This window comes from Pseudomonas sp. CFBP 8771, from assembly GCF_014841695.1.
GTDB classification, from domain to species: domain Bacteria; phylum Pseudomonadota; class Gammaproteobacteria; order Pseudomonadales; family Pseudomonadaceae; genus Aquipseudomonas; species Aquipseudomonas baltica.
The window spans coordinates 250,790-270,040 of record NZ_JACYUJ010000003.1 but is presented as its reverse complement, the minus strand read 5'-3'; the positions used below and the strand labels follow the sequence as shown (position 1 = coordinate 270,040).

The following is a 19,251-nucleotide window of genomic DNA, read 5'->3' as shown; positions in this document are numbered from 1 at the left end:
CTCAGCGTTTCTCACGCGCGGGGAGGGTGGCCTCCAGGCTCAAGTCCTCGAGGTAGTGATCCAGTTCCCCTTCGTTCACCTGAGTGAAGCGACCGTGCTCAAGGTCCATGATGCCGATCGAAGTCGCCTGACGCAGGGCCTCGATTTTGGCGGTGTCTTCGGCGACGCGCTGTTCCAATAGACGCAAACCTTCTCGCATCACTTCGCTGGCATTCTGATAACGGCCGGACTGCACCAGGTCATGGATAACCTGTTCCTGGTGAGGGGTGAGCACAACGTTTCGCGTCGCCATGATGAGCTCCAGCTTTCGATAAGAAGTTTTTTCCGCTCATTGGCATATTATGCCATTCTTCTTGCGAACACATGGCTTGAGGTTTGGAACTGACGAGCTGCGACGTATGAAGTCACGCGTTGCTTCATGCGCACGACCTCAAAAAAGGGTGGCGTAGGGGGCAAGGGCGATACCTGTCATTGGCAGTAGGCTGATCCTACTCACTCCACAATTCTTCGTAGTTGTTCCTGGCCAGGCCGGTACTTTCGATCGCCTGTTCAACCAGGACAGCAGTACTCTTTGTACGTTGTTGTCGCTATCGCCAAGCAGGCCGACAATATGCTTCAACAGCCCCATGTTCTTCTTGCAGAAGCTGCTGAACACTCGGTGGCCGAATGATCAAATAAACAGCCTGCCCGACGACACCTAAAGACTGTCCGGATCCTCAAGAAGCATTTTGACAGGGTTCTAGAACGACAGCGCTTCCCTTATTTGGGCGCTGCACCAAGGGCGGCACTTGCTTCAAATGCCACCGGTCATGCATCGAACGTGAAAATCTCTTGAAAGGTATGGTTCCAGACGCCATTCCTCTAGAATGGAGGCTGGCAGAAGTAGCTTTCGCCCTGTCACAAACAGGTTCACGTAGCTAAGATTCTGATTAAGTGCAGATTCTGCACGCTCTGAGAACGTGGAGCGCGATATGAAAGCCAAACGAGTGTTGAGTGACGATCTGGTGAGTCGACTGGAGGATAAGATCCCGGTCATGGCTGAAGGCGCCATCAATACCGCCTATATCAACGCCCTGGCTGCCGGGCGCAGTGTGATGGAAGTCATGAACGGCATGCTTGTTGAAACGACTGCTGACGGTAAGCACAAAGTCATTCGGGTGGCCAAGCCCAAGCACAAAGTGACTCTGGGTGGCGTCATCAAGGTGCGCCGTTGCTCATGACTGTCCCTCGGTTGAGGGTCTTTGCTGGACCCAACGGCTCCGGCAAGAGCACGATGAAAAGTGCCATCCCTTCCCATCTGATCGGTATCTACATTAACCCGGATGAAATCGAGAAGGCTGCCAAAGACAGCGGTCGTCTGGAGTTCAGTGATTTTCAACTGGAAGTTGAGGGTGATGAGGTTCTCGGTTTCATTAGGGAGCATCGGCTGGTCAGGTCTGCCCGTCTCGATGAGGAGGCGACCAACATAGGCTTTAGCAGCAACGGCCTGAATTTCCAGACGGTCGCGATGAACTCCTATTTTGCCTCCGTGCTCTCTGACTTCATCCGGAACAAGCTCCTCGAAGACCAGTTGTCTTTCACCTTCGAAACGGTGATGTCTAGCGACGACAAAATCGCTTTTATGCTCAAGGCAAGAGAGTCTGGATACCGAACCTACCTGTACTTTGTGGCAACTGAAGACCCTGACATCAATATCAACAGGGTCAGGAACCGTGTCGCGGCAGGTGGGCACCCAGTTCCCACAGAAAAAATTGTACAGCGCTACGGCCGTTGCCTCAGCCTGCTGCCTGTGGCTATTGCTGCTTCGGACCGGGCCTACATCTTCGATAACTCCGGTGCCGATCTGGTGCTGCTGGCCGAAGTTACGGATGGGACGGACCTTGAGTTCAAGGTTGATGAGGTCCCTGACTGGTTCATGGATGCCTATGTTGAAAAGGTCTCCAACGGCTAGCTGCCGGATTGGCCAAAGCTGGGAGCGCCACACCTCCCTTATATGGGCTCTATTCCTCGTGCGCTATCGATCCGTTCAGCTACCCGGTAAGCCGTTTCCAACTCCGAACAGCCATTCTCCTGCATCAGTGTCCAGCGTTCGGCTTTTTCCTCGGGCTCTGTCATGGCCAAGGCGAGGTAAAGACTGGGTGGCACGGCTCGAAACAGCGTCTCGAGCTTTTTCGACAGCACCACCCCCTCGGTGTATTTCCCCGGCTCTTTGCTGGCGGAGAGCAACAGGGCTTTCTGCGCAGGTGAAAGCTTCTTGAACCGTGCGATTTCTTCGATTTCCGCGGGCGGCATATTCAAACAAATCCACCATTCGATCATGTTGAGCATGGTCTGCGCAGCCGTGGGAAAATCAGCAAGGTTCTGCGTCGCCAGCCAGAACCAAGCGCCGAGCTTGCGCCACATCTTCGTCCCCTTGACCACGAACAGCGCCAGCAACGGGTTCTTGGTGATGATATGACCCTCGTCGGTGACCATGATGATCGGTCAGCCCAGGTACTGGTCGCGCTCGGCGAGGTTGTTCACGGGTTCATCAAGCTGATGTGGCTGATGGACATCTGTTCTGCGCCGCATCGAGAATGCACTCGCGGATCAAGCTGCGATCGGCTCGACTCAGGCGCGCCTCTTCTTCGGCCTCGCCGCCGGTGATCATCAGGCGGGCAGTGATTTCCAGTTCGCCGAGAACATCGCGCTGGTCTTCGTGACTGGTTACCACCTCATCGTCCAGCTCATCGATCGACAGACTCGCCACCTGATCCGGCTGCTCGACCAGGCGCGAAGCATCGGTGAACGGGGCGAGACTGACCGAGGCGCCAGGTTTCAAAGCCTTCGCCCTTGACCAACCCAGCGTCCATGCAACGATGCAGCACCTCTGAACAGCCAGCGAAAGAGATCGCTGCCCCGAGAGCCAGAGATACGCCAGGTTCAAATGGGCCTCTTGCCGCAGGCCAGATAGGGGAGCTACCTTTTCAACAGAATCGGCCAGCAGCGGACGTTGAAGTGCTAGCTCTGATGAGGCTGCAACTCAGCACTCACCACCAGCACTCACTTGTCCACAGCGGGTGCCTTGCCCTTTTGCACAACCGGCATTGCGAGGCCTGCTTAGAAAATCATCCCGCCTGCCACATCCAGCGTGCTGCCCGTCACCCAGGCGGAATCGTTGGAAACCGCAAACGCCACGGCACCGGCAATGTCTGCAGGTTTGCCGACACGCCCCACCGGCGTTTTGGCGATGAAAAACTCATCCATTCCTTGTGCGGATTCTGCATTACCTTCGGTGTGAACGAAGCCCGGCGCGATGCCTATCACGCGAATGCCACGGGGGCCCAGTTCCATTGCCAGTGAGCGGGTCAGGGTGTTGACCGCGCCTTTGGTGGCGTAATACACATGGACTTGGGGGTAAGGGCTGTGGGCCATTCCTGAACTGATATTGACTATGGCTGAACCGGCTTCCATCACCCGGGCAGCTGCTTGCGTAGTTAACAAAGGCATCGCTGAGTTTTCGTCTGAAAACAACCCCATTATATGGGGGCATCGGTGGGGGCATCCTTTTTAAGGAACCGAAATTTGCCCCCAATTATGCCCTCATAAGTCGTAGAATCCATTGGATTTAGACAGGCGGCAGTGGGCTAAAAATCTCAATAAGGAGTTGTTATAAAAGGACTTTATGGAATTCAGTGGAATTCCATTACAGACTATCCGGATCCCCAAAAAACATCTGAATCCGCGACCTCAACCAACGCTCCCCAGGATCATTATCCTGTGACCCGCGCCAAGCCAGGTGCAGCTCGAACGACGGCGTGTCCAGCGGCAGCGGCTCGGCGCGCACGCCGCCGGCGGCAGTCAGCGAATCGGCGGTGTAGTCGGGCACGGTGGCGACGATGTCGGTGCCGGCGAGCAGGGTGCTGAGGCCGTTGAACTGGGGCACGGCGAGCACCACGTGCCGTGTGCGGCCGTGCTTCTTCAACTCTTCGTCAATGAAGCCGCTCAGGTCGCCGGCGAACGACACCAGCGCATGGGGGCGGGCGCAGAACTCGTCGAGGGTCAGGTTGCCCGGCTTGGTGTCGGCGCGCAGCAGCATAGGGCGGTTGCGTCGCAGCACCTTGCGCTTGGCGTTGGCTGGCAGGTCATCGGTGTAGCTGACGCCGATGGAGATTTCCCCGGAGGCGAGCAGGGCGGGCATGAGGATGTAGTTGGCGCGACGGATCACCAGCACGATGCCGGGTGCTTCGGCGCGGATGCGCTTGAGCAGCATGGGCAGCAGGGCGAATTCGACGTCGTCGGACAAGCCGATGCGAAATACCGCGTTGCTGGTGGCGGGGTCGAAGTCGGCGGCGCGGCTGACGGCGGTGGAGATGGAGTCCAGTGCCGGCGACAGCAGGGCGAAGATCTCCATGGCCCGCGCCGACGGTTCCATGCTGCGCCCGGTGCGCACGAACAGCGGGTCGTCGAACAGGCCGCGCAGGCGTGAAAGGGCGGCACTGATGGCCGGCTGGCCGAGAAAGAGCTTCTCGGCCGCGCGGGTGACGCTGCGTTCATGCATCAAGGTTTCGAACACGATCAACAGGTTCAGGTCGACGCGACGCAGGTCGTTACGGTTCATCTATGGGCCCGCTGGAACATGAAGAAGAGGTGCAGGCGTGAATCTTAAGGGCAAAGGCTGCTACCCTGCACCGGAAAATTTCGGTTTGCGTCATCCGCGTGCCTGCCCCGCAGAGCGGCCGCAGGGTCGAATCAATGGCAAGCATGTCGACTATTAACAGGCGCTGATAGCTTAAGCGCGAATGCCCAGATAAAGTTCATGGCATTAGAGGTTTACAAGGCGAGGTTTGCGATGTCCCGCACGATCCGTTTTCATAAATTTGGTCCGGCGCAGGTCTTGACGTGCGAAGAGCATGCAGTGGCATCGCCCGCTCCGGGCGAAGTTCAGGTACGTGTCGAGGCGATCGGTATCAGCTGGTACGACGTGCTCTGGCGGCAGAACCTGGCGCCCTCGCAAGCGCGCCTGCCGGCGGGCCTCGGTCAGGAAATGGCCGGCGTGGTCACGGCGCTGGGTGAAGGGGTCGAGGGTTTCGCGGTGGGCGACAAGGTCGCCAGCTTTCCCGCAGAAAGCCCCAACGAGTACCCGGTCTACGGCGAAATGGTTCTGCTGCCGGCCACGGCCCTTACCCGTTACCCCGACATTCTCTCGCCGCTGGAGGCAGCGGTGCACTACACGCCGTTGCTGATCGCCTACTTCGCCTACGCCGAACTGGCCCGTGCCAAGCCAGGGCAGACTGCATTGGTAACCGACGCCAGCCACTGCGCGGGACCTTCGTTCGTGCAGTTGGGCAAGGCCTTGGGCTTGAAGGTGGTCGCCGCCACGCGCAATCCGGCCGAGCGCGATTACCTGCTGTCGCTGGGCGCCGAGAAAGTCGTGGTGACCGAGGAGCAGGACCTGCTCATGCAGATCGACAAGTTCACCGGCAATCGCGGCGTGGACATGGTTCTGGATGGTTTGGGCGGGCCGCAGATGTCGGTACTCGGCGACGTCCTGGCACCGCGTGGCAGTTTGATCCTGTATGGCCTGCAGGGCGGCAACCAGACGCCGTTTCCCGCGTGTGCCGCGTTCCAGAAGAACATCCAGTTCCATGTGCATTGCCTGGGCAACTTTCTCGGCAAGCCGGAACTGGGGATCGTCCAGGATGCCGAGGCCTTGCAGCGCGCGCTGCGTGATATCAACCAGATGACGGCTGACCGCGTGCTGGTGCCACAGATCGCCAAGGTGTATCCATTCGACCAGTTCGTCGAGGCGCACAAGGCCATGGATGAATGCCCCTGCGGCGGTCGCATCGCGCTGCAGCTGTAACCGGCCGACACGGCAGACCAGGCGTTCCTGCGCGGGACGCCTGGTTTTCAAAGCATCTGCATCGCTGATTCGCGCAGATTTGTAAGACCTTTCCACTCTTTTCTCAGACCTGTCCGATTGCGCCCGGCGTCGGCATGGGCGCCTCATGGTGCTCGTGCGGATTCGCCGTACGCCCGCCAATCTGCATTGTCCGTTGCCTGCTTTCTGTATCTTTTAATCGGAAAACGGCCCTTCATAATGCGCGCTCCATGCCCGTCTCCGGGGCTTTGCAAGCACGTTTCGAAGTGTGGCAGTCGTCCGGCGGGTTCTCGGCCAGTACTCGGAAAGCAGCCATGAGCGCAATGCACCAGCAAGCCATGAATCGCGTCTACCAGCAGGTGCTGTCGCGTTTGCTCGGTTCCTTTTCGCCAGCGCGGCGGGTGGCGGTACAGCCACTGATCCAGCGCTTGATGACCGCCGCCGGCGGCGCCCAGCGGCTGGGCGGCTATCGAGTCGTCTACAGGCTCTGCGGCAGCACGGCCGGCCATGCCGGTCTGGCGTTGCTGCGGGCAGCGCAACTGACCTTGGCTGCCCGTCATCAACCGACGTTTTTCATCCGTGCGGCGGTGAGCAGCCAGGCCCTGCTCGACGATGTCCGCAACGGCAATGTGCAGCGGGCCTGCAATGCGCTGTTTCTGCACGACGATCCGCGCATCGAACTGTTGACGTTCGCCGACGATGCCTTGCGGCCGTACGAGTATCGCCTTGCAGGCGTCGACGCCCAGCGCTCGAGTTGTCGCAGCGAATTGTTGAATGCTGCCCACGAATTCGCCCCCTCTGGATCCGCCGAGCTGCAGCATCGGGGCTATCGAACGATCGCGCGGGTTTATCAGCGACTGCTGGGCTACTCGGCCCCGGCCGATGCCATCGTGCTCGACCAACCGGTGTTGCAGCGGCGACGTTTCGTTGCCTGGGCAATGCGTGAGCGACGCCGGGCGGGCGCATCGCCCGCGACTCGCGACCATTGGCAGGGCAGTGGCTGTCTGCAAGGGCTGGGTGCTGCTGTCGTGGGTATGCCACGCGGCCAGCGCGTCGATCCTCTCGACAGGGCGCGATTGCTGGGTATGCATGATCTGCTCGGCGATCCGTCGGCGTCCGATGACGCCATGTGGCAGTTTCTGGGCTGCCAACCCGTGCGCCCGCTATTCGATCCACACGAAATCCGCCATCCGCAACTGGCCTGGCTGGCTTACCTGCACGGCCTGCGCAGCCAGTGCTTGCACGGGGGTAGCTTCGAGCAGGGGTTGGAGGCCTTCCGCAACACCGTGGGCCGAACGGCGGCGAACCAGGTCCGGCCTGCTACGCACCTGCCCAGAGCACTTGTGCAAGACGCCGCCGAGCAGATGCAGGCCCGCTTGACCACGTGGTACGGGATGACTCCAGCGGAGCTGAACTGTGCGGTGTACGCCCCGTTCAGCGATCGTGGGGCACGCCTGGAGGCATTCCTGACAGCGTGCCATCCGGGCATGCAGGTGGCTCTGCCCCACCTGCACCGCGCGCTGCGTGGTTCCAGGGTTGCAGCGCAGGTCTCGCAGTGGCTGGAATCGGTCAGCGGGCTGTCTTTGCCAATTCTGCAAGGGCTCTACCAGCGACCCAGGTTGCCATGAACGGCGCTGCCAGTGACAAGGCCGGCGCATTCGCTTACCAAGGTGTGTACCGCTACCTATTGCGTCTGATCGACGGGATCGAGCCAGGGCTGCGCGTCAAGCTCCCATCCCTCCGTGCGCTGGGGCGAACCCTGGATGTTTCGGTTTCGACCGTGCAGGCCGCCTACGGGCTGCTCGAAGCCGAAGGGCGAATCGAGCCGATCGCCAAGTCCGGTTACTACGCACGGGGCTCCACAGCCTTCGGGCCGGCGCTGGTCAGCCCCGATCTGCTCCAGCAGGTACTCGCCAGCGCCTGCCAGTCCAGTGTGGACGTATTCAGTGGCGCCGCACCACCGCCGCGTACCGATGCCCTGAAGACCCTGCTCAGGTTGGAAGTCGAACTGGCCAGGCGCTACCCGGCAGGGCTGGGGAGCATCGCCCAGCCGTGCGGTGAACTGGAGCTGCGCCATGCGCTGGCGGCGCGCTACACCCGCTGCCTGGACCACCACTGGTGCGCCGACGATGTCTACATCGGCGGTGACCTGCTCAGTGTGCTGCACATGACCTGGACCGCCATGCAGCTGCAAGGCGCGGTGGTGGTGGTATTGGTGCCGTGCGGCTGGCGCATTCTGCGCACCTTGCAGCAGGCCGGGGCGCGGGTGGTCGAGCTGGCGCTCGATGAGCGCGGCCGGGTGCCGATGCAGCGCCTGCGCGAAGTGCTTGCCAGGCGCCAGGTGCGTCTGATGGTGCTGGGCGCGTCTTTCCATGGCCCACACGGCACCTGCATCGGTGACGCCGACAAGCGCACGATTGCCAGCCTGCTGGAGCGGCACGGGGTGTGGGTGGCCGAGGACGACACCGAGGGCGACCTGTGCTTCGAAGCGGTGCTGCGTTTTCGCGAACTGGTAGCGCCGCAACGCTTGCTGATCTTCGGCTCGCTGCAACCCCTCTTTGGTGCCGAGGCGGCTTTCGCCTACCTGCTGTCGCGGCATTGGCCCAGCAGCCTGCAGCAGTACTGCCTGCAACGCGTGACTGCGGCGCCACCCTTGCGCCACAAGGCGCTCGCTCGGTTCATCGGCAGTGGCGCCTACGACGCTCACTTGAACCTGCAACGTGAAGCCCTGCAGCAACAGGTGACAGCCTTCACCACGCTCCTGCACACGCGGCTGAACGAACGATTGCAACTGACACGCAGCGCCGGTGGCGCCTGCGTGTGGGCGCGGGCGCGCTACCCGGTGGACATGCGCGGCGTCCACGAGGACCTGCGCAGGCAGCGTCTGCTGATCGCCCCGGGTGACATCTTCAGCCTGCAGGGCCATTGCCATCAACACCTGCGCCTCAATGGTTGCGGGCACTCGGCGATGCAGTGGGAGCGCTGCGCCGCAGCGCTGGCAGTGGCCCTGAAAGTGCACGAGGTGTAGTCCACCATCGGTCCATTTCCGATTGCCTTGGCTTTTTTCTGTATGTATAAACAGTGGCTTTCATGACACTGGTTTGGCGAAAACGTGGCATTTGCAGCGCTCGAAGACCCTTTCTATTACTTGGCCAATTTCCGTCGCGTACTGGCGTGGCTGGAGCAACGCTACCTGGACGTGCTGGATACCGAGGAGCTGAGCTTCATCCAGCGTTTCGACGCGCTGCCGCAGCCGTCCCAGGCGCTGTTGGTGCGCATGATCATGCGCAAGGGCGAGATGTTCCGCGCCAGTCGCCTCGAGTACGCCGAGATCGGTTGTCCAGACGAAGCAGCGCGACCGCTGCTGGCCAGCGGTTATCTCACCGATCAAGCCCCGCTGACGCTGCAGCAGGTGGGCGAGGTGCTGCTCAAGCCGGAAATCGTCAGCTGTTTCGCGACCCACCTCGCCAAGCCATCGTTGCCCAAGCCGCAACTGCTGCTGGCCCTTGCCGAACACGACTGGCCCGTGCAGCCGTTTCGGGGCTGGTGTCCAACGTTGGCCGACACGCTCTACTGCCTGACGGTGCAAGCGCTCTGTGACCGTCTGCGGTTGCTGTTCTTCGGCAATCTGCATCAAGGCTGGACCGAGTTCGTGCTGGCCGACCTGGGGGTGTATCGCTACGAGGCAGTACAGCTGGCGCCCGAGTCACGGGGGCTGACCCATCGCGACGACGTGGCGGCCGGGCTGGCGCTGCATGCATGCAGCGAAGCGATCGAAGCCGGGCTGCCGTGCGAAGACATTCACCGTCAACTGCTGGCGGTGACCACGGACAAATCCTGGTTGCAGAGCCGTCGGCAGAAGCTGCTGTTCCGCCTGGGCTATGCCTGCGAGCGTCAGCAGGATCTGCAGCAGGCCCTGGTGGTGTACCGCAGCTGCGCGTTTGCCCAGGCTCGTGCGCGGATCATTCGCGTGCTCGAATTGCGCGGTGAATACAGCCAGGCGCTGGAATTGGCCGAGCAGGCCAGCCTGGCCCCGCTCAATCCGGCCGAGGCGCAGCAACTGCCGCGCATGCTGCCGCGCCTGCGTCGGCATCTGGGTTTGCCTGCTCAACCCAAGCGCCAGGCCGCAAAAGTCGCGCGCCTGGACCTGACTCTGGTGCTCTGCGAACAGCGCCTGAGCGTCGAGCGGCGGGTGGCCGCGTCGCTGCATAGCGAAGATGCGCCGGTGCATTATGTCGAGAACACCTTGTTCAACGCCTTGTTCGGCCTGCTGTGCTGGAAGGCGATTTTCGCACCGTTGCCCGGCGCCTTTTTTCACCCGTTCCAGAACGGTCCGGCCGACTTGCATCAGCCCGACTTCCGCCAGCGTCGCAGTGCGCTGTTCGACGCATGCCTGGGCGAGCTCGACGATGGGCGCTACAAGCACACCATCCGCCAGACCTGGCGGGACAAGCAGGGCGTGCAATCGCCTTTCGTGCACTGGGGCATGCTCGACGAAACCCTGCTCGAACTCGCATTGGGCTGTATTCCCGCGCAGCACCTCAAACACTGTTTCGACCGGGTGCTGGAAGACGTCAAGGCCAACCGCACCGGTATGCCCGACCTCATCCAGTTCTGGCCCGCCGAAGGTCGCTACCTGATGATCGAGGTCAAGGGGCCCGGCGACCGCTTGCAGGATAACCAACTGCGCTGGCTGGAGTTCTGTGCCCGCCATGCACTGCCGGTGCAGGTCTGCTACGTGGAGTGGGCAGGACAGCCCGCGTGAGCTACACCGTGGCCGTACGGGCCTTGTGCGAGTTCACGGCCAAGGTGGGTGACCTCGACCTGCGCTTCACACCTTCGCCGTCGGCTCAGGAGGGCATGCTCGGCCATCGCCGGGTGACTCAGGGCCGCGAGGCCGGCTACCAGAGCGAAGTCACCCTCAGCGGCCAATACCATGAGTTGCAGGTACGCGGCCGCGCCGACGGCTATGACCCGGCGCTGAACCGCCTGGAAGAGATCAAGACCCACCGCGGCGACCTCGATCTGCAGCCCGACAATCATCGCCAATTGCACTGGGCCCAGGCCAAGGTTTATGCCTGGCTGATGTGTAAGCAACTGCAGCTGACGCGCATGGACGTTGCCTTGGTGTATTTCGATGTCGATTACGACAAGCAGACGGTGTTCAGCCAGCAGTGCCAGGCGCAGGATCTGGAAGCACATTTCGAACGGCTGTGTTCGCGCTTCCTGCAATGGGCGCGTCAGGAACTGGCCCGTAGCGCCGAGCGCGACGCGGCGCTGCGTGCACTGACCTTCCCCCATGCGGCATTTCGCGTCGGTCAGCGCGAATTGGCGGAAACCGTCTACAAGGCGGTCAGCACCGGGCGCTGCCTGATGGCCCAGGCCACCACCGGTATCGGCAAGACCCTGGCGACGCTGTTTCCGTTGCTCAAGGCGATGGTCCCGCAGCAACTGGACAAGATTTTCTTTCTCAGCGCCAAAAGCCCCGGTCGTGCCTTGGCGCTGGAGGCCGTGGCGCAATTGCATCGCCAGCCGGGGCTGCCCCTGCGTACATTGGAAATGGTCGCGCGGGACAAGGCCTGTGAGCACCCGGACAAGGCCTGTCACGGTGAATCCTGCCCATTGGCCAAGGGCTTCTACGACCGCCTGCCGGCAGCTCGCGAAGACGCCGTGCGCTTGCAGATCCTGGATCAGGCACAGGTGCGCCAGACCGCCCTGGCGCACCGGATCTGCCCCTACTACCTGAGCCAGGAACTGGCCCGTTGGGCAGACGTGGTCATCGGCGACTACAACTATTATTTCGACCTCAATGCCCTGCTGTTCGGTCTGGCTCAAGAGCGGCAGTGGCGTGTGGCAGTGCTGGTCGACGAGTCGCACAATCTGGTCGAGCGGGCGCGCGGCATGTACAGCGCCACCCTCGACCAGCGCACGCTGCAGGCGGTACGCGCGGCGCCGCCAAGCAAGCTCAAGAGTCCGCTGCAACGTGTGAATCGGGAGTGGAACGCGCTGCACGCCGAGCAATCGGGGCCATACCAGGCGCACGCGCGCCTGCCGGACAAGTTGATCCTCGCGCTGCTGCGCTGCATCAGTCTGATTGGCGACGAGATGAATGCGCAGCCCCAGGGCATCGACCCGCAACTGCTGGACTTCTATTTCCAGGCGTTGCAGTTCACCCGTGTCGCCGAGCTGTTCGATGAGCACTATGTATTCGACGTGACTCGCCGCGACGGTTCGGTCAAGCGCGTGCAGTCGCAGCTGTGCCTGCGCAATATCGTCCCCGCGCCCTTGCTGGGGCCGCGCATCGCCGCAGCGCGCAGTGCCATTCTGTTTTCCGCCACGCTCAGCCCGCGACGCTACTATGCCGACCTGCTCGGGCTACCCAAGGACCATGCGTGGATCGACGTGCAGTCGCCGTTCAGTGCCGAGCAGTTGGAGGTGCGCATCGTCGATGACATCTCCACGCGCTTCAACCATCGGCAGGCGTCGCTGGGGCCCATTGTGGAACTGATTGCCAAGCAGTACCTGGCGCAGCCGGGTAACTACCTTGCGTTCTTCAGCAGTTTCGATTACCTGCAGCAGGTCGAAGCACTGTTGGCCGAGCGCTACCCGAACATCGAGCAGTGGGCACAGGCACGCAAGATGGATGAAGGCGCACGGCGTGACTTTCTTGCCCGCTTCACCTCGGCCAGTCAGGGCGTCGGTTTTGCGGTGCTTGGCGGTGCGTTTGGCGAGGGCATCGATTTGCCCGGCAAGCGCTTGATCGGCGCCTTTATCGCTACCCTTGGATTGGCCCAGTTCAACCCGGTCAACGAGCAGATCAAGGGGCGCATGAATACCCTGTTCGGTTCGGGGTACGACTACACCTACCTGTATCCCGGTTTGTGCAAGGTAGTGCAGGCGGCAGGACGGGTGATCCGTGGTCAGGACGACAGGGGGGTGGTAGTGCTTATCGACGACCGCTTTGCCGAGGCGCGGGTCAAGAGCCTGTTTCCGCGATGGTGGGCGGTTTAGTTTTCGGCTATGTGGGAGCGGGCTCTGCCGCGAAGAGGCCGCCAAGGACACATAAAAAAACCCGCCGAAGCGGGTTTTTTCATGCAGCCGATCTTCAGCCTTTCACAACCACCGAACCCAACTGGAACCCGGCATGCTGCACCAGCTCCAGCAGCGGTTGTGGGTACACGCCCAGGAGGAAGGCGAGGGCGGCGATGGCCAGCAGCATCACGCCACCAGTGCGCTGTTCCCACTTGAGCGGGGCATCGGTGCGACGCAGGTTCTTTTCCATCAGGAACAAGGTCACCATCACGCGCAGGTAGTAGAAGACGCCGATGGCGCTACCGATCACCAGCGCACCGGTCAGCCACCACAGTTGCGATTCGACGCCCGTGGCGATGATGTAGAACTTGCCGATGAAACCGGCGGTCAGCGGAATGCCCGCCAGCGACAGCATCATCACGGTTAGCACCGCCGTCAGGTACGGACGGCGCCAGAACAGGCCACGGTACTCGTACAGTGCATCGGCGTCGCGGCCGTTGTACGGCGAGGACATCAGGGTGATCACGCCGAACGCACCCAGGCTGGTGATCACGTAGGTCACCAGGTAGACGCCGATGGCTTCCAGGGCCAGGCCCTTGCTCGCTACCAGCGCGATCAGCAGGTAACCGAAGTGGGCGATGGACGAATAACCCAGCAGGCGCTTGAGGTTGCTCTGGGTCACCGCCAGCAAGTTGCCGATCAGGATCGACGCCACCGCAATCACCGCCAGCACATCGCTGAGTACACCGCTGCTGGCTGCCGGCGACAGCTGGAACAAGCGCACCACCACGGCGAACACCGCGACCTTGCTGGCAGTGGCCAGGAACGCAGCGACAGGCGCCGGGGCGCCTTCGTACACGTCGGGTGTCCACAAGTGGAAGGGCACCAGCGACAGCTTGAACGCCAGGCCCACCAGCATCATCGCCAGGCCCAGTTGCGCCAGCGCACTCGGCACGCCGGTGGCGGCCAGGGCCAGGCCGATGCCCGAGAAGCTCAGGCTGCCGGCATCGGCGTACAACAGCGCCATGCCGAACAGCAGGAACGCGGAGCCTGCGGCGGACAGCACCATGTACTTGATGCCGCCTTCCAGCGAGCGCTTGTTGAAGAAGGCGTAGGCGATCAGTCCGTACGTGGGTACCGAGAGCAGTTCCAGGCCGATGAACAGGCCGGCCAGGTGCTGCGCGCAGACCAGTACCAGGCCACCCAGCGCGGCCATCAGGATCAGCAGGTAAAGCTCTTCACGGTTGCCGGGATAGCCGGTGGCGCCATCACCCAGGTAGGCGTGCGCCAGGGTCACGCAGGCCAGCGTGGCAACCAGGATCAGCGCCATGTACAGCGCGGCGAAGTTGTCCACCTGCAGCAACGGCGTCACGGTCATGGGCGTGAGCTTGAGCACCGGCAGGATCGACAGCAGCGCCAGGTTCAAGCCCGCACACGAGAGCAGGAAGGTTTGCGAATGGTTGCGCCGCCAGGCGATCGCCAGCATCACCGCAACGACGGTGACGGTGGTGATCAGCAGCGGCGCAAGCGCAATAAAGTGTTGAATCGTCAGGTCCATAGCGCTCTTACCGGGCCGAAGCGAGTTGAGTGAAGGCGGTGCCGAACCACTGCTGCACACCGGTCATGGTGGCGGCGGAGGTGTCGAGGAAAGGCTGCGGGTAGACGCCAAGCAGAATCAGCAGGCCCGCAAGGCCCAGCACCATGATCAGTTCGCGGTTGTCCATGCCGGCCAGTACCGCGTCCGACTTGGAGGGGCCGAAGTAGGCTCGGTGGATCATGATCAGCGAGTACACCGAACCGAACACCAGCCCGGAGGTGGCGATGGCGGTGATCCACGGGGCGACGGTGAAGCTGCCCAGCAGGATCAGGAACTCACCGACGAAGTTGCCCGTGCCCGGCAGGCCCAGCGAGGCAGCGGCAAAGAACAGGCTGATGGCCGGCAGGTAGGCAATGCGCGACCATAGCCCGCCCATTTCACGCATGTCGCGGGTGTGCAGGCGCTCGTACAACTGGCCGCTGAGGATGAACAGCGCCGCTGCCGACAAGCCGTGGGCGAGCATCTGGATCACCGCGCCCTGCAGGGCCTGCTGGGTGCCGGAGTAGATACCGATCAGCACGAAGCCCATGTGCGAGACGCTGGAGAAGGCGATCAGGCGCTTGATGTCGCTTTGGGCGAACGCCAGGAAGGCGCCGTAGAAAATACCCACCAGACCGAGGGTCATGGCGATCGGTGCGAACTCTGCCGAGGCATTGGGGAACAGCGGCAGGGCGAAACGCAGGATACCGTAGGCGGCGGTTTTCAGCAGGATACCGGCTAGGTCCACGGAACCTGCGGTAGGCGCCTGGGCGTGAGCATCGGGCAGCCAGGAGTGGAACGGCACCACCGGCAGCTTCACCGCGAAGGCGATGAAGAAGCCGAGCATCAGCAGGTATTCGACATGTTCCGGCAACTGCGCCTTGAGCAGGTCGCTGTAGTTGAACGTCATCACGCCGGTGTTGCTGTAGTTGAACAGCACCAGGCCCAGGATCGCCACCAGCATGATCAGGCCGCTGGCCTGAGTGAAGATGAAGAACTTGGTGGCGGCGTAGATCCGGGTCTTCTTGCCATCCGAGGAACTGTGACCCCAGAGCGCGATGAGGAAATACATCGGCACCAGCATCATTTCCCAGAAGAAGAAGAACAGGAACAGGTCCAGCGCCAGGAACACACCGACCACACCGCCCAGAATCCACATCAGGTTGAGGTGGAAGAAGCCGACGTGGCGCTGGATCTCTTTCCACGAGCACAGTACCGAGAGAATACCCAGCAGGCCGGTGAGCAGGATCATCAGCAGCGACAGGCCGTCCAGCGCCAGGTGCACGCTGATGCCGAAGCGCTGGATCCAGTTGAGCTTGAACTCGTAGGCCCAGACAGGTTCCGCGCCGGGTGCAGGCGCCAGGGTGTAGTCGCCATTGGCCCACAGCCAGAGGCCGAGCGCGAGTTCCAGGGACATGGTCAGCAATGCGATCCAGCGGGGCAGGGTAGCGCTGCTGCGCTCCGCTACCCAGCACAGAAGGCCGCCGATGAAGGGGATCAGGATCAGCCAGGGCAAAATCATGACGGGCTCGTTTCCTTTCGCAAAGTCACAGGATTCATATCAGACCGCCGCCAGCACGACGGCGCCTAGCACCAGCACGGCGCCAGCGGCCATCGAAGCGGCATACCAGCGCAACTGACCGGTCTCGGTACGGCTCATGGCGTTGTTGCCGCCCTTGGCCGTACGCGGGATCAAGCCAATCACCTGGTCAACCGGGTCCTTGCGCAACAGGTGGCTGATCAGCAGGTAGGGTTTGACGAACAGCTTGTCGTAGATCCAGTCGAAGCCCCAGGCGGCGAACCACCAGGCCGACAGCACCCGGCCGATGCCGCTGTTGGCCACGGCCGTGGCAACGCGGCGCTTGCCGAGGAACAGCATGGCTGCCAGCAGGATACCGGCCAGGGCAATGGCGCCCGAGGCGATCTCCAGGCTGTGCTTGGCCTCGCCGCCGGCATGACCGACGCTCTGCGGCAGCACGCCCGCCAATGGCGGATGGATCCAGGCACCGATGAAGGTCGACAGCACGATCAGCACGCCCAACGGCAGCCAGTGGGCAACGCCGTGGCCGGCGTGCGCTTCGGTCTTGGCTTCGCCATGGAAGGTGATGAAGATCAGGCGGAAGGTGTACAGCGAGGTCATGAACGCACCGACCAGGCCGGCGTACAGCAAGCCGTTGTTGCCGCTGGCGAAGGCTTCCCAAAGGATCTCGTCCTTGGAATAGAAGCCGGCCGTCAGCAATGGCAGGGCCGCGAGGGCAGAGCCGCCGACGATGAAGCTGGCGTAGGCTAACGGCAGCTTCTTCCACAGACCACCCATCTTGAAGATGTTCTGCTCGTGATGGCAGGCGACGATCACCGCACCCGAGGCAAGGAACAGCAGCGCCTTGAAGAAGGCATGGGTCATCAGGTGGAAGATCGCGCCGTCCCAGGCACCGACGCCCAGGGCCAGGAACATATAGCCGATCTGGCTCATGGTCGAGTAGGCCAGGATACGCTTGATGTCGGTCTGCACCAGCGCAGCGAAGCCGGCCAGGACCAGCGTGACCCCACCGACCACACCGACCAGATGCAGGATGTCCGGGGCCAGGGCGAACAGCCCATGGGTCCGGGCGATCAGGTAGACACCGGCGGTCACCATGGTGGCGGCGTGGATCAGTGCCGACACCGGGGTAGGGCCGGCCATGGCGTCTGCCAGCCAGGTCTGCAGGGGCAGCTGCGCGGACTTGCCCACGGCGCCGCCAAGCAGCATCAGCGTGGCCAGCACGATCCAGAAGTCACCGACCTTGAAATGTTCCGGCGCCCGCACCAGCAGTTCCTGGATGTTCAGGGTACCCAGTTGCTGGAACAGGATGAACAGGCCGATGGCCATGAACACGTCGCCGATGCGGGTGACGATGAACGCCTTGAGCGCTGCGTTGCCGTTGTTGCGGTTGCCATAGTAGAAACCGATCAACAGGTACGAGCACAGGCCCACGCCTTCCCAACCGAAGTAGATGAACAGCAGGTTGTCGCCCAGGATCAGGAACAGCATGCTGGCAATGAACAGGTTGGTGTAGGCGAAGAAGCGCGAGTAGCCTTCTTCACCGCGCATGTACCAGGAGGCGAACAGGTGGATCAGGAAACCCACGCCTACCACCACGCCGAGCATGGTGATCGACAGGCCGTCCAGGTACAGGGTGAAGTTGGGTTCGAACCCATCCACCGCCATCCAGCGCCACAGCAGTTGGGTGTACACGCCACCCTCGGGCGGCGCGACGTTGAACTGCCAGATAACGTAGGCGGCAACCACCGCCGACAGGCCGATGGAGCCGACGCCGATCAGCGCCGAGAGGTTTTCCGAGAAGCGCCCGCGCGAGAACGACAGCAGCAGGAAGCCGATCAGCGGGAATACGAAGGTCAGAAAGATCAGGTTCATCCGCGCATCTCACTGGCAGCGTCGATGTCGAGCGTGTGGAAGCGGCGATACAGCTGCATCAGGATCGCCAGGCCAATGGAGGCCTCGGCCGCGGCCAGGGTGATCACCAGGATGAACATGATCTGTCCATCGGGCTGGCCCCAGCGTGCGCCCGCCACGATGAACGCCAGGGCAGAGGCGTTCATCATGATTTCCAGACTCATCAACACGAAAAGAATGTTACGGCGGACCATCAGGCCGACCAGACCAAGGGTGAACAGGATGCCGGCGACAGCCAGGCCATGCTCGAGAGGGATAGCGGGCATCTGTTTACTCCTTTTCCGTACGGCCGAGGTGGAACGCCGTCACGGCTGCAGCCAGCAGCAGCATCGACGCCAGTTCAACCACCAGCAGGTAGGGACCGAACAGACTGATGCCGACCGCCTTGGCATCGACTGTGGTCTGGCCGATACCGGCAGCGCTGGGGTTGGCGAACAGCACGTACAGCAATTCGAGCAGCAACAAGGCGCCGAGGAATACCGGGCCAGCCCAGATACCCGGCTTGAGCCACACGCGTTCCTGCTGCACCGAGGCCGGGCCCAGGTTGAGCATCATCACCACGAAGACGAACAGCACCATGATGGCGCCGGCGTAGGCGATCACTTCGAGTACACCGGCGAACGGCGCACCCAGGGCGAAGAAGGTCATCGCCACGGCGATCAACGAGATGATCAGATAGAGCAGGGCGTGTACGGGGTTGGTATTGGTGATCACCCTGAGGGTGGACACCACCGCGATACCCGACGCGAAATAGAAAGCGAATTCCATCTTTCTTCCTTAAGGGAGCAAGCTCTTCACGTTGATCGGCTGGGCTTCGTTCTGCGCGGCGCCCTTGGGCTTGCCGGCTACGGCCATGCCGGCTACGCGGTAGAAGTTGTAGTCAGGGTTCTTGCCGGGGCCGGAGATCAGCAGATCTTCCTTTTCGTAGACCAGATCCTGACGCTTGAACTCGGCCATCTCGAAGTCCGGCGTGAGCTGGATCGCGGTCGTCGGGCAGGCTTCCTCGCACAGGCCACAGAAAATGCAGCGCGAGAAGTTGATCCGGAAGAAGTCGGGGTACCAGCGACCGTCCTCGGTTTCTGCCTTCTGCAACGAGATGCAACCCACCGGGCAGGCCACGGCGCACAGGTTGCAGGCCACGCAGCGTTCCTCGCCGTCGGGGTCGCGGGTCAATACGATGCGGCCGCGATAGCGCGGCGGCAGGTACACCGCCTCCTCGGGGTATTGCAGGGTGTCGCGCTTACGGAAACCGTGGCCGAACACCATGATCAGGCTTCGCAGCTGCGTGCCCGTTCCTTTTACGATGTCACCGATATATTTGAACAT

General features: G+C 62.0%; 16 protein-coding genes and 1 pseudogene. 7 read left to right on the top strand and 10 right to left on the bottom strand.

Annotated features, from left to right (window positions below; genetic code table 11):
* Position 1 precedes the first annotated feature (1 nt).
* Positions 2-292 (bottom strand): type II toxin-antitoxin system ParD family antitoxin, encoded by a 291-nt coding sequence (locus IFT80_RS08750; RefSeq protein WP_122477720.1) that lies wholly within the window; start codon positions 290-292, stop codon positions 2-4.
* Positions 293-971: 679 nt separating this feature from the next.
* Between IFT80_RS08750 and IFT80_RS08745 the strand changes: the two genes are divergently transcribed.
* On the top strand, positions 972-1,220 hold the full coding sequence (locus tag IFT80_RS08745; protein ID WP_020300912.1) for a hypothetical protein: 249 nt from the start codon (positions 972-974) through the stop codon (positions 1,218-1,220).
* Positions 1,217-1,951 (top strand): zeta toxin family protein, encoded by a 735-nt coding sequence (locus IFT80_RS08740; RefSeq protein ID WP_020300911.1) that lies wholly within the window; start codon positions 1,217-1,219, stop codon positions 1,949-1,951. The genes IFT80_RS08745 and IFT80_RS08740 overlap by 4 nt, the downstream gene beginning before the upstream one ends.
* A 38-nt stretch (positions 1,952-1,989) precedes the next feature.
* On the opposite strand, the pseudogene IFT80_RS08735 reads toward IFT80_RS08740, so the two are convergent.
* From IFT80_RS08735 to IFT80_RS08725, 3 genes and pseudogenes are all read right to left on the bottom strand, one after another.
* Positions 1,990-2,821 (bottom strand): annotated as a pseudogene (locus tag IFT80_RS08735) (hypothetical protein); the annotation flags it as partial.
* Between the two features lie 278 nt (positions 2,822-3,099).
* Positions 3,100-3,489, bottom strand: a complete 390-nt coding sequence (locus IFT80_RS08730) for an SDR family NAD(P)-dependent oxidoreductase (RefSeq protein ID WP_244652371.1) — start codon at positions 3,487-3,489, stop codon at positions 3,100-3,102.
* A 196-nt stretch (positions 3,490-3,685) separates the two neighbouring features.
* The gene (locus IFT80_RS08725) at positions 3,686-4,600 is read right to left on the bottom strand and encodes a LysR family transcriptional regulator (RefSeq protein ID WP_122477722.1); all 915 of its coding nucleotides are present in this window, start codon (positions 4,598-4,600) and stop codon (positions 3,686-3,688) included.
* A 231-nt stretch (positions 4,601-4,831) separates the two neighbouring features.
* Here IFT80_RS08725 and IFT80_RS08720 point away from each other — a divergent pair, with 231 nt between their 5' ends.
* The 5 genes from IFT80_RS08720 (at position 4,832) to IFT80_RS08700 (ending at position 12,874) form a co-directional block, all read left to right on the top strand.
* Positions 4,832-5,845, top strand: a complete 1,014-nt coding sequence (locus tag IFT80_RS08720) for a zinc-dependent alcohol dehydrogenase family protein (protein ID WP_122477723.1) — start codon at positions 4,832-4,834, stop codon at positions 5,843-5,845.
* A 332-nt stretch (positions 5,846-6,177) separates the two neighbouring features.
* Positions 6,178-7,491 (top strand): hypothetical protein, encoded by a 1,314-nt coding sequence (locus tag IFT80_RS08715; RefSeq protein WP_192137308.1) that lies wholly within the window; start codon positions 6,178-6,180, stop codon positions 7,489-7,491.
* Entirely contained in the window at positions 7,488-8,891 is a 1,404-nt protein-coding gene (locus IFT80_RS08710) for an aminotransferase-like domain-containing protein (protein WP_192137306.1), read from the top strand. Before IFT80_RS08715 ends, IFT80_RS08710 begins: the two co-directional genes overlap by 4 nt.
* 84 nt (positions 8,892-8,975) lie before the next feature.
* Complete coding sequence (locus tag IFT80_RS08705) at positions 8,976-10,628, top strand: VRR-NUC domain-containing protein (RefSeq protein WP_192137304.1); 1,653 nt, start codon at positions 8,976-8,978, stop codon at positions 10,626-10,628.
* Complete coding sequence (locus IFT80_RS08700) at positions 10,625-12,874, top strand: ATP-dependent DNA helicase (protein WP_192137302.1); 2,250 nt, start codon at positions 10,625-10,627, stop codon at positions 12,872-12,874. The genes IFT80_RS08705 and IFT80_RS08700 overlap by 4 nt, the downstream gene beginning before the upstream one ends.
* Positions 12,875-12,968: 94 nt before the next feature.
* Here IFT80_RS08700 and nuoN read toward each other — a convergent pair whose 3' ends face one another.
* The 6 genes from nuoN to nuoI are packed head-to-tail and all read right to left on the bottom strand — an operon-like array spanning position 12,969 to position 19,251.
* Positions 12,969-14,453 (bottom strand): NADH-quinone oxidoreductase subunit NuoN, encoded by a 1,485-nt coding sequence (gene nuoN / locus IFT80_RS08695; protein WP_122477733.1) that lies wholly within the window; start codon positions 14,451-14,453, stop codon positions 12,969-12,971.
* 7 nt (positions 14,454-14,460) lie between these two features.
* The gene (gene nuoM, locus IFT80_RS08690; protein WP_185793200.1) at positions 14,461-15,993 is read right to left on the bottom strand and encodes an NADH-quinone oxidoreductase subunit M; all 1,533 of its coding nucleotides are present in this window, start codon (positions 15,991-15,993) and stop codon (positions 14,461-14,463) included.
* Positions 15,994-16,032: 39 nt separating this feature from the next.
* Positions 16,033-17,886, bottom strand: a complete 1,854-nt coding sequence (nuoL, locus tag IFT80_RS08685; protein WP_192103450.1) for an NADH-quinone oxidoreductase subunit L — start codon at positions 17,884-17,886, stop codon at positions 16,033-16,035.
* Positions 17,883-18,191: an NADH-quinone oxidoreductase subunit NuoK gene (gene nuoK, locus IFT80_RS08680; RefSeq protein WP_043190115.1), complete on the bottom strand. Its 309-nt coding sequence runs from the start codon at positions 18,189-18,191 to the stop codon at positions 17,883-17,885. Before nuoK ends, nuoL begins: the two co-directional genes overlap by 4 nt.
* Before the next feature lie 4 nt (positions 18,192-18,195).
* Positions 18,196-18,693 carry an NADH-quinone oxidoreductase subunit J gene (nuoJ, locus tag IFT80_RS08675; protein ID WP_049860090.1) on the bottom strand — a complete coding sequence of 166 codons (498 nt, stop codon included), beginning with the start codon at positions 18,691-18,693 and terminating at the stop codon, positions 18,196-18,198.
* A gap of 9 nt (positions 18,694-18,702) precedes the next feature.
* On the bottom strand, positions 18,703-19,251 hold the full coding sequence (nuoI, locus tag IFT80_RS08670; RefSeq protein WP_122477739.1) for an NADH-quinone oxidoreductase subunit NuoI: 549 nt from the start codon (positions 19,249-19,251) through the stop codon (positions 18,703-18,705).

Bases quoted from the DNA above. Each gene is read 5' to 3' on its own strand.
- IFT80_RS08725 (WP_122477722.1), bottom strand. From the start codon at position 4,600: ATGAACCGTAACGACCTGCGTCGCGTCGACCTGAACCTGTTGATCGTG.
- nuoN (WP_122477733.1), bottom strand. From the start codon at position 14,453: ATGGACCTGACGATTCAACACTTTATTGCGCTTGCGCCGCTGCTGATC.
- nuoI (WP_122477739.1), bottom strand. From the start codon at position 19,251: ATGTTCAAATATATCGGTGACATCGTAAAAGGAACGGGCACGCAGCTG.
- nuoJ (WP_049860090.1), bottom strand. From the start codon at position 18,693: ATGGAATTCGCTTTCTATTTCGCGTCGGGTATCGCGGTGGTGTCCACC.
- IFT80_RS08750 (WP_122477720.1), bottom strand. From the start codon at position 292: ATGGCGACGCGAAACGTTGTGCTCACCCCTCACCAGGAACAGGTTATC.
- IFT80_RS08745 (WP_020300912.1), top strand. From the start codon at position 972: ATGAAAGCCAAACGAGTGTTGAGTGACGATCTGGTGAGTCGACTGGAG.
- nuoM (WP_185793200.1), bottom strand. From the start codon at position 15,993: ATGATTTTGCCCTGGCTGATCCTGATCCCCTTCATCGGCGGCCTTCTG.
- nuoK (WP_043190115.1), bottom strand. From the start codon at position 18,191: ATGCCCGCTATCCCTCTCGAGCATGGCCTGGCTGTCGCCGGCATCCTG.
- IFT80_RS08720 (WP_122477723.1), top strand. From the start codon at position 4,832: ATGTCCCGCACGATCCGTTTTCATAAATTTGGTCCGGCGCAGGTCTTG.
- nuoL (WP_192103450.1), bottom strand. From the start codon at position 17,886: ATGAACCTGATCTTTCTGACCTTCGTATTCCCGCTGATCGGCTTCCTG.
- IFT80_RS08730 (WP_244652371.1), bottom strand. From the start codon at position 3,489: ATGCCTTTGTTAACTACGCAAGCAGCTGCCCGGGTGATGGAAGCCGGT.
- IFT80_RS08710 (WP_192137306.1), top strand. From the start codon at position 7,488: ATGAACGGCGCTGCCAGTGACAAGGCCGGCGCATTCGCTTACCAAGGT.
- IFT80_RS08715 (WP_192137308.1), top strand. From the start codon at position 6,178: ATGAGCGCAATGCACCAGCAAGCCATGAATCGCGTCTACCAGCAGGTG.
- IFT80_RS08740 (WP_020300911.1), top strand. From the start codon at position 1,217: ATGACTGTCCCTCGGTTGAGGGTCTTTGCTGGACCCAACGGCTCCGGC.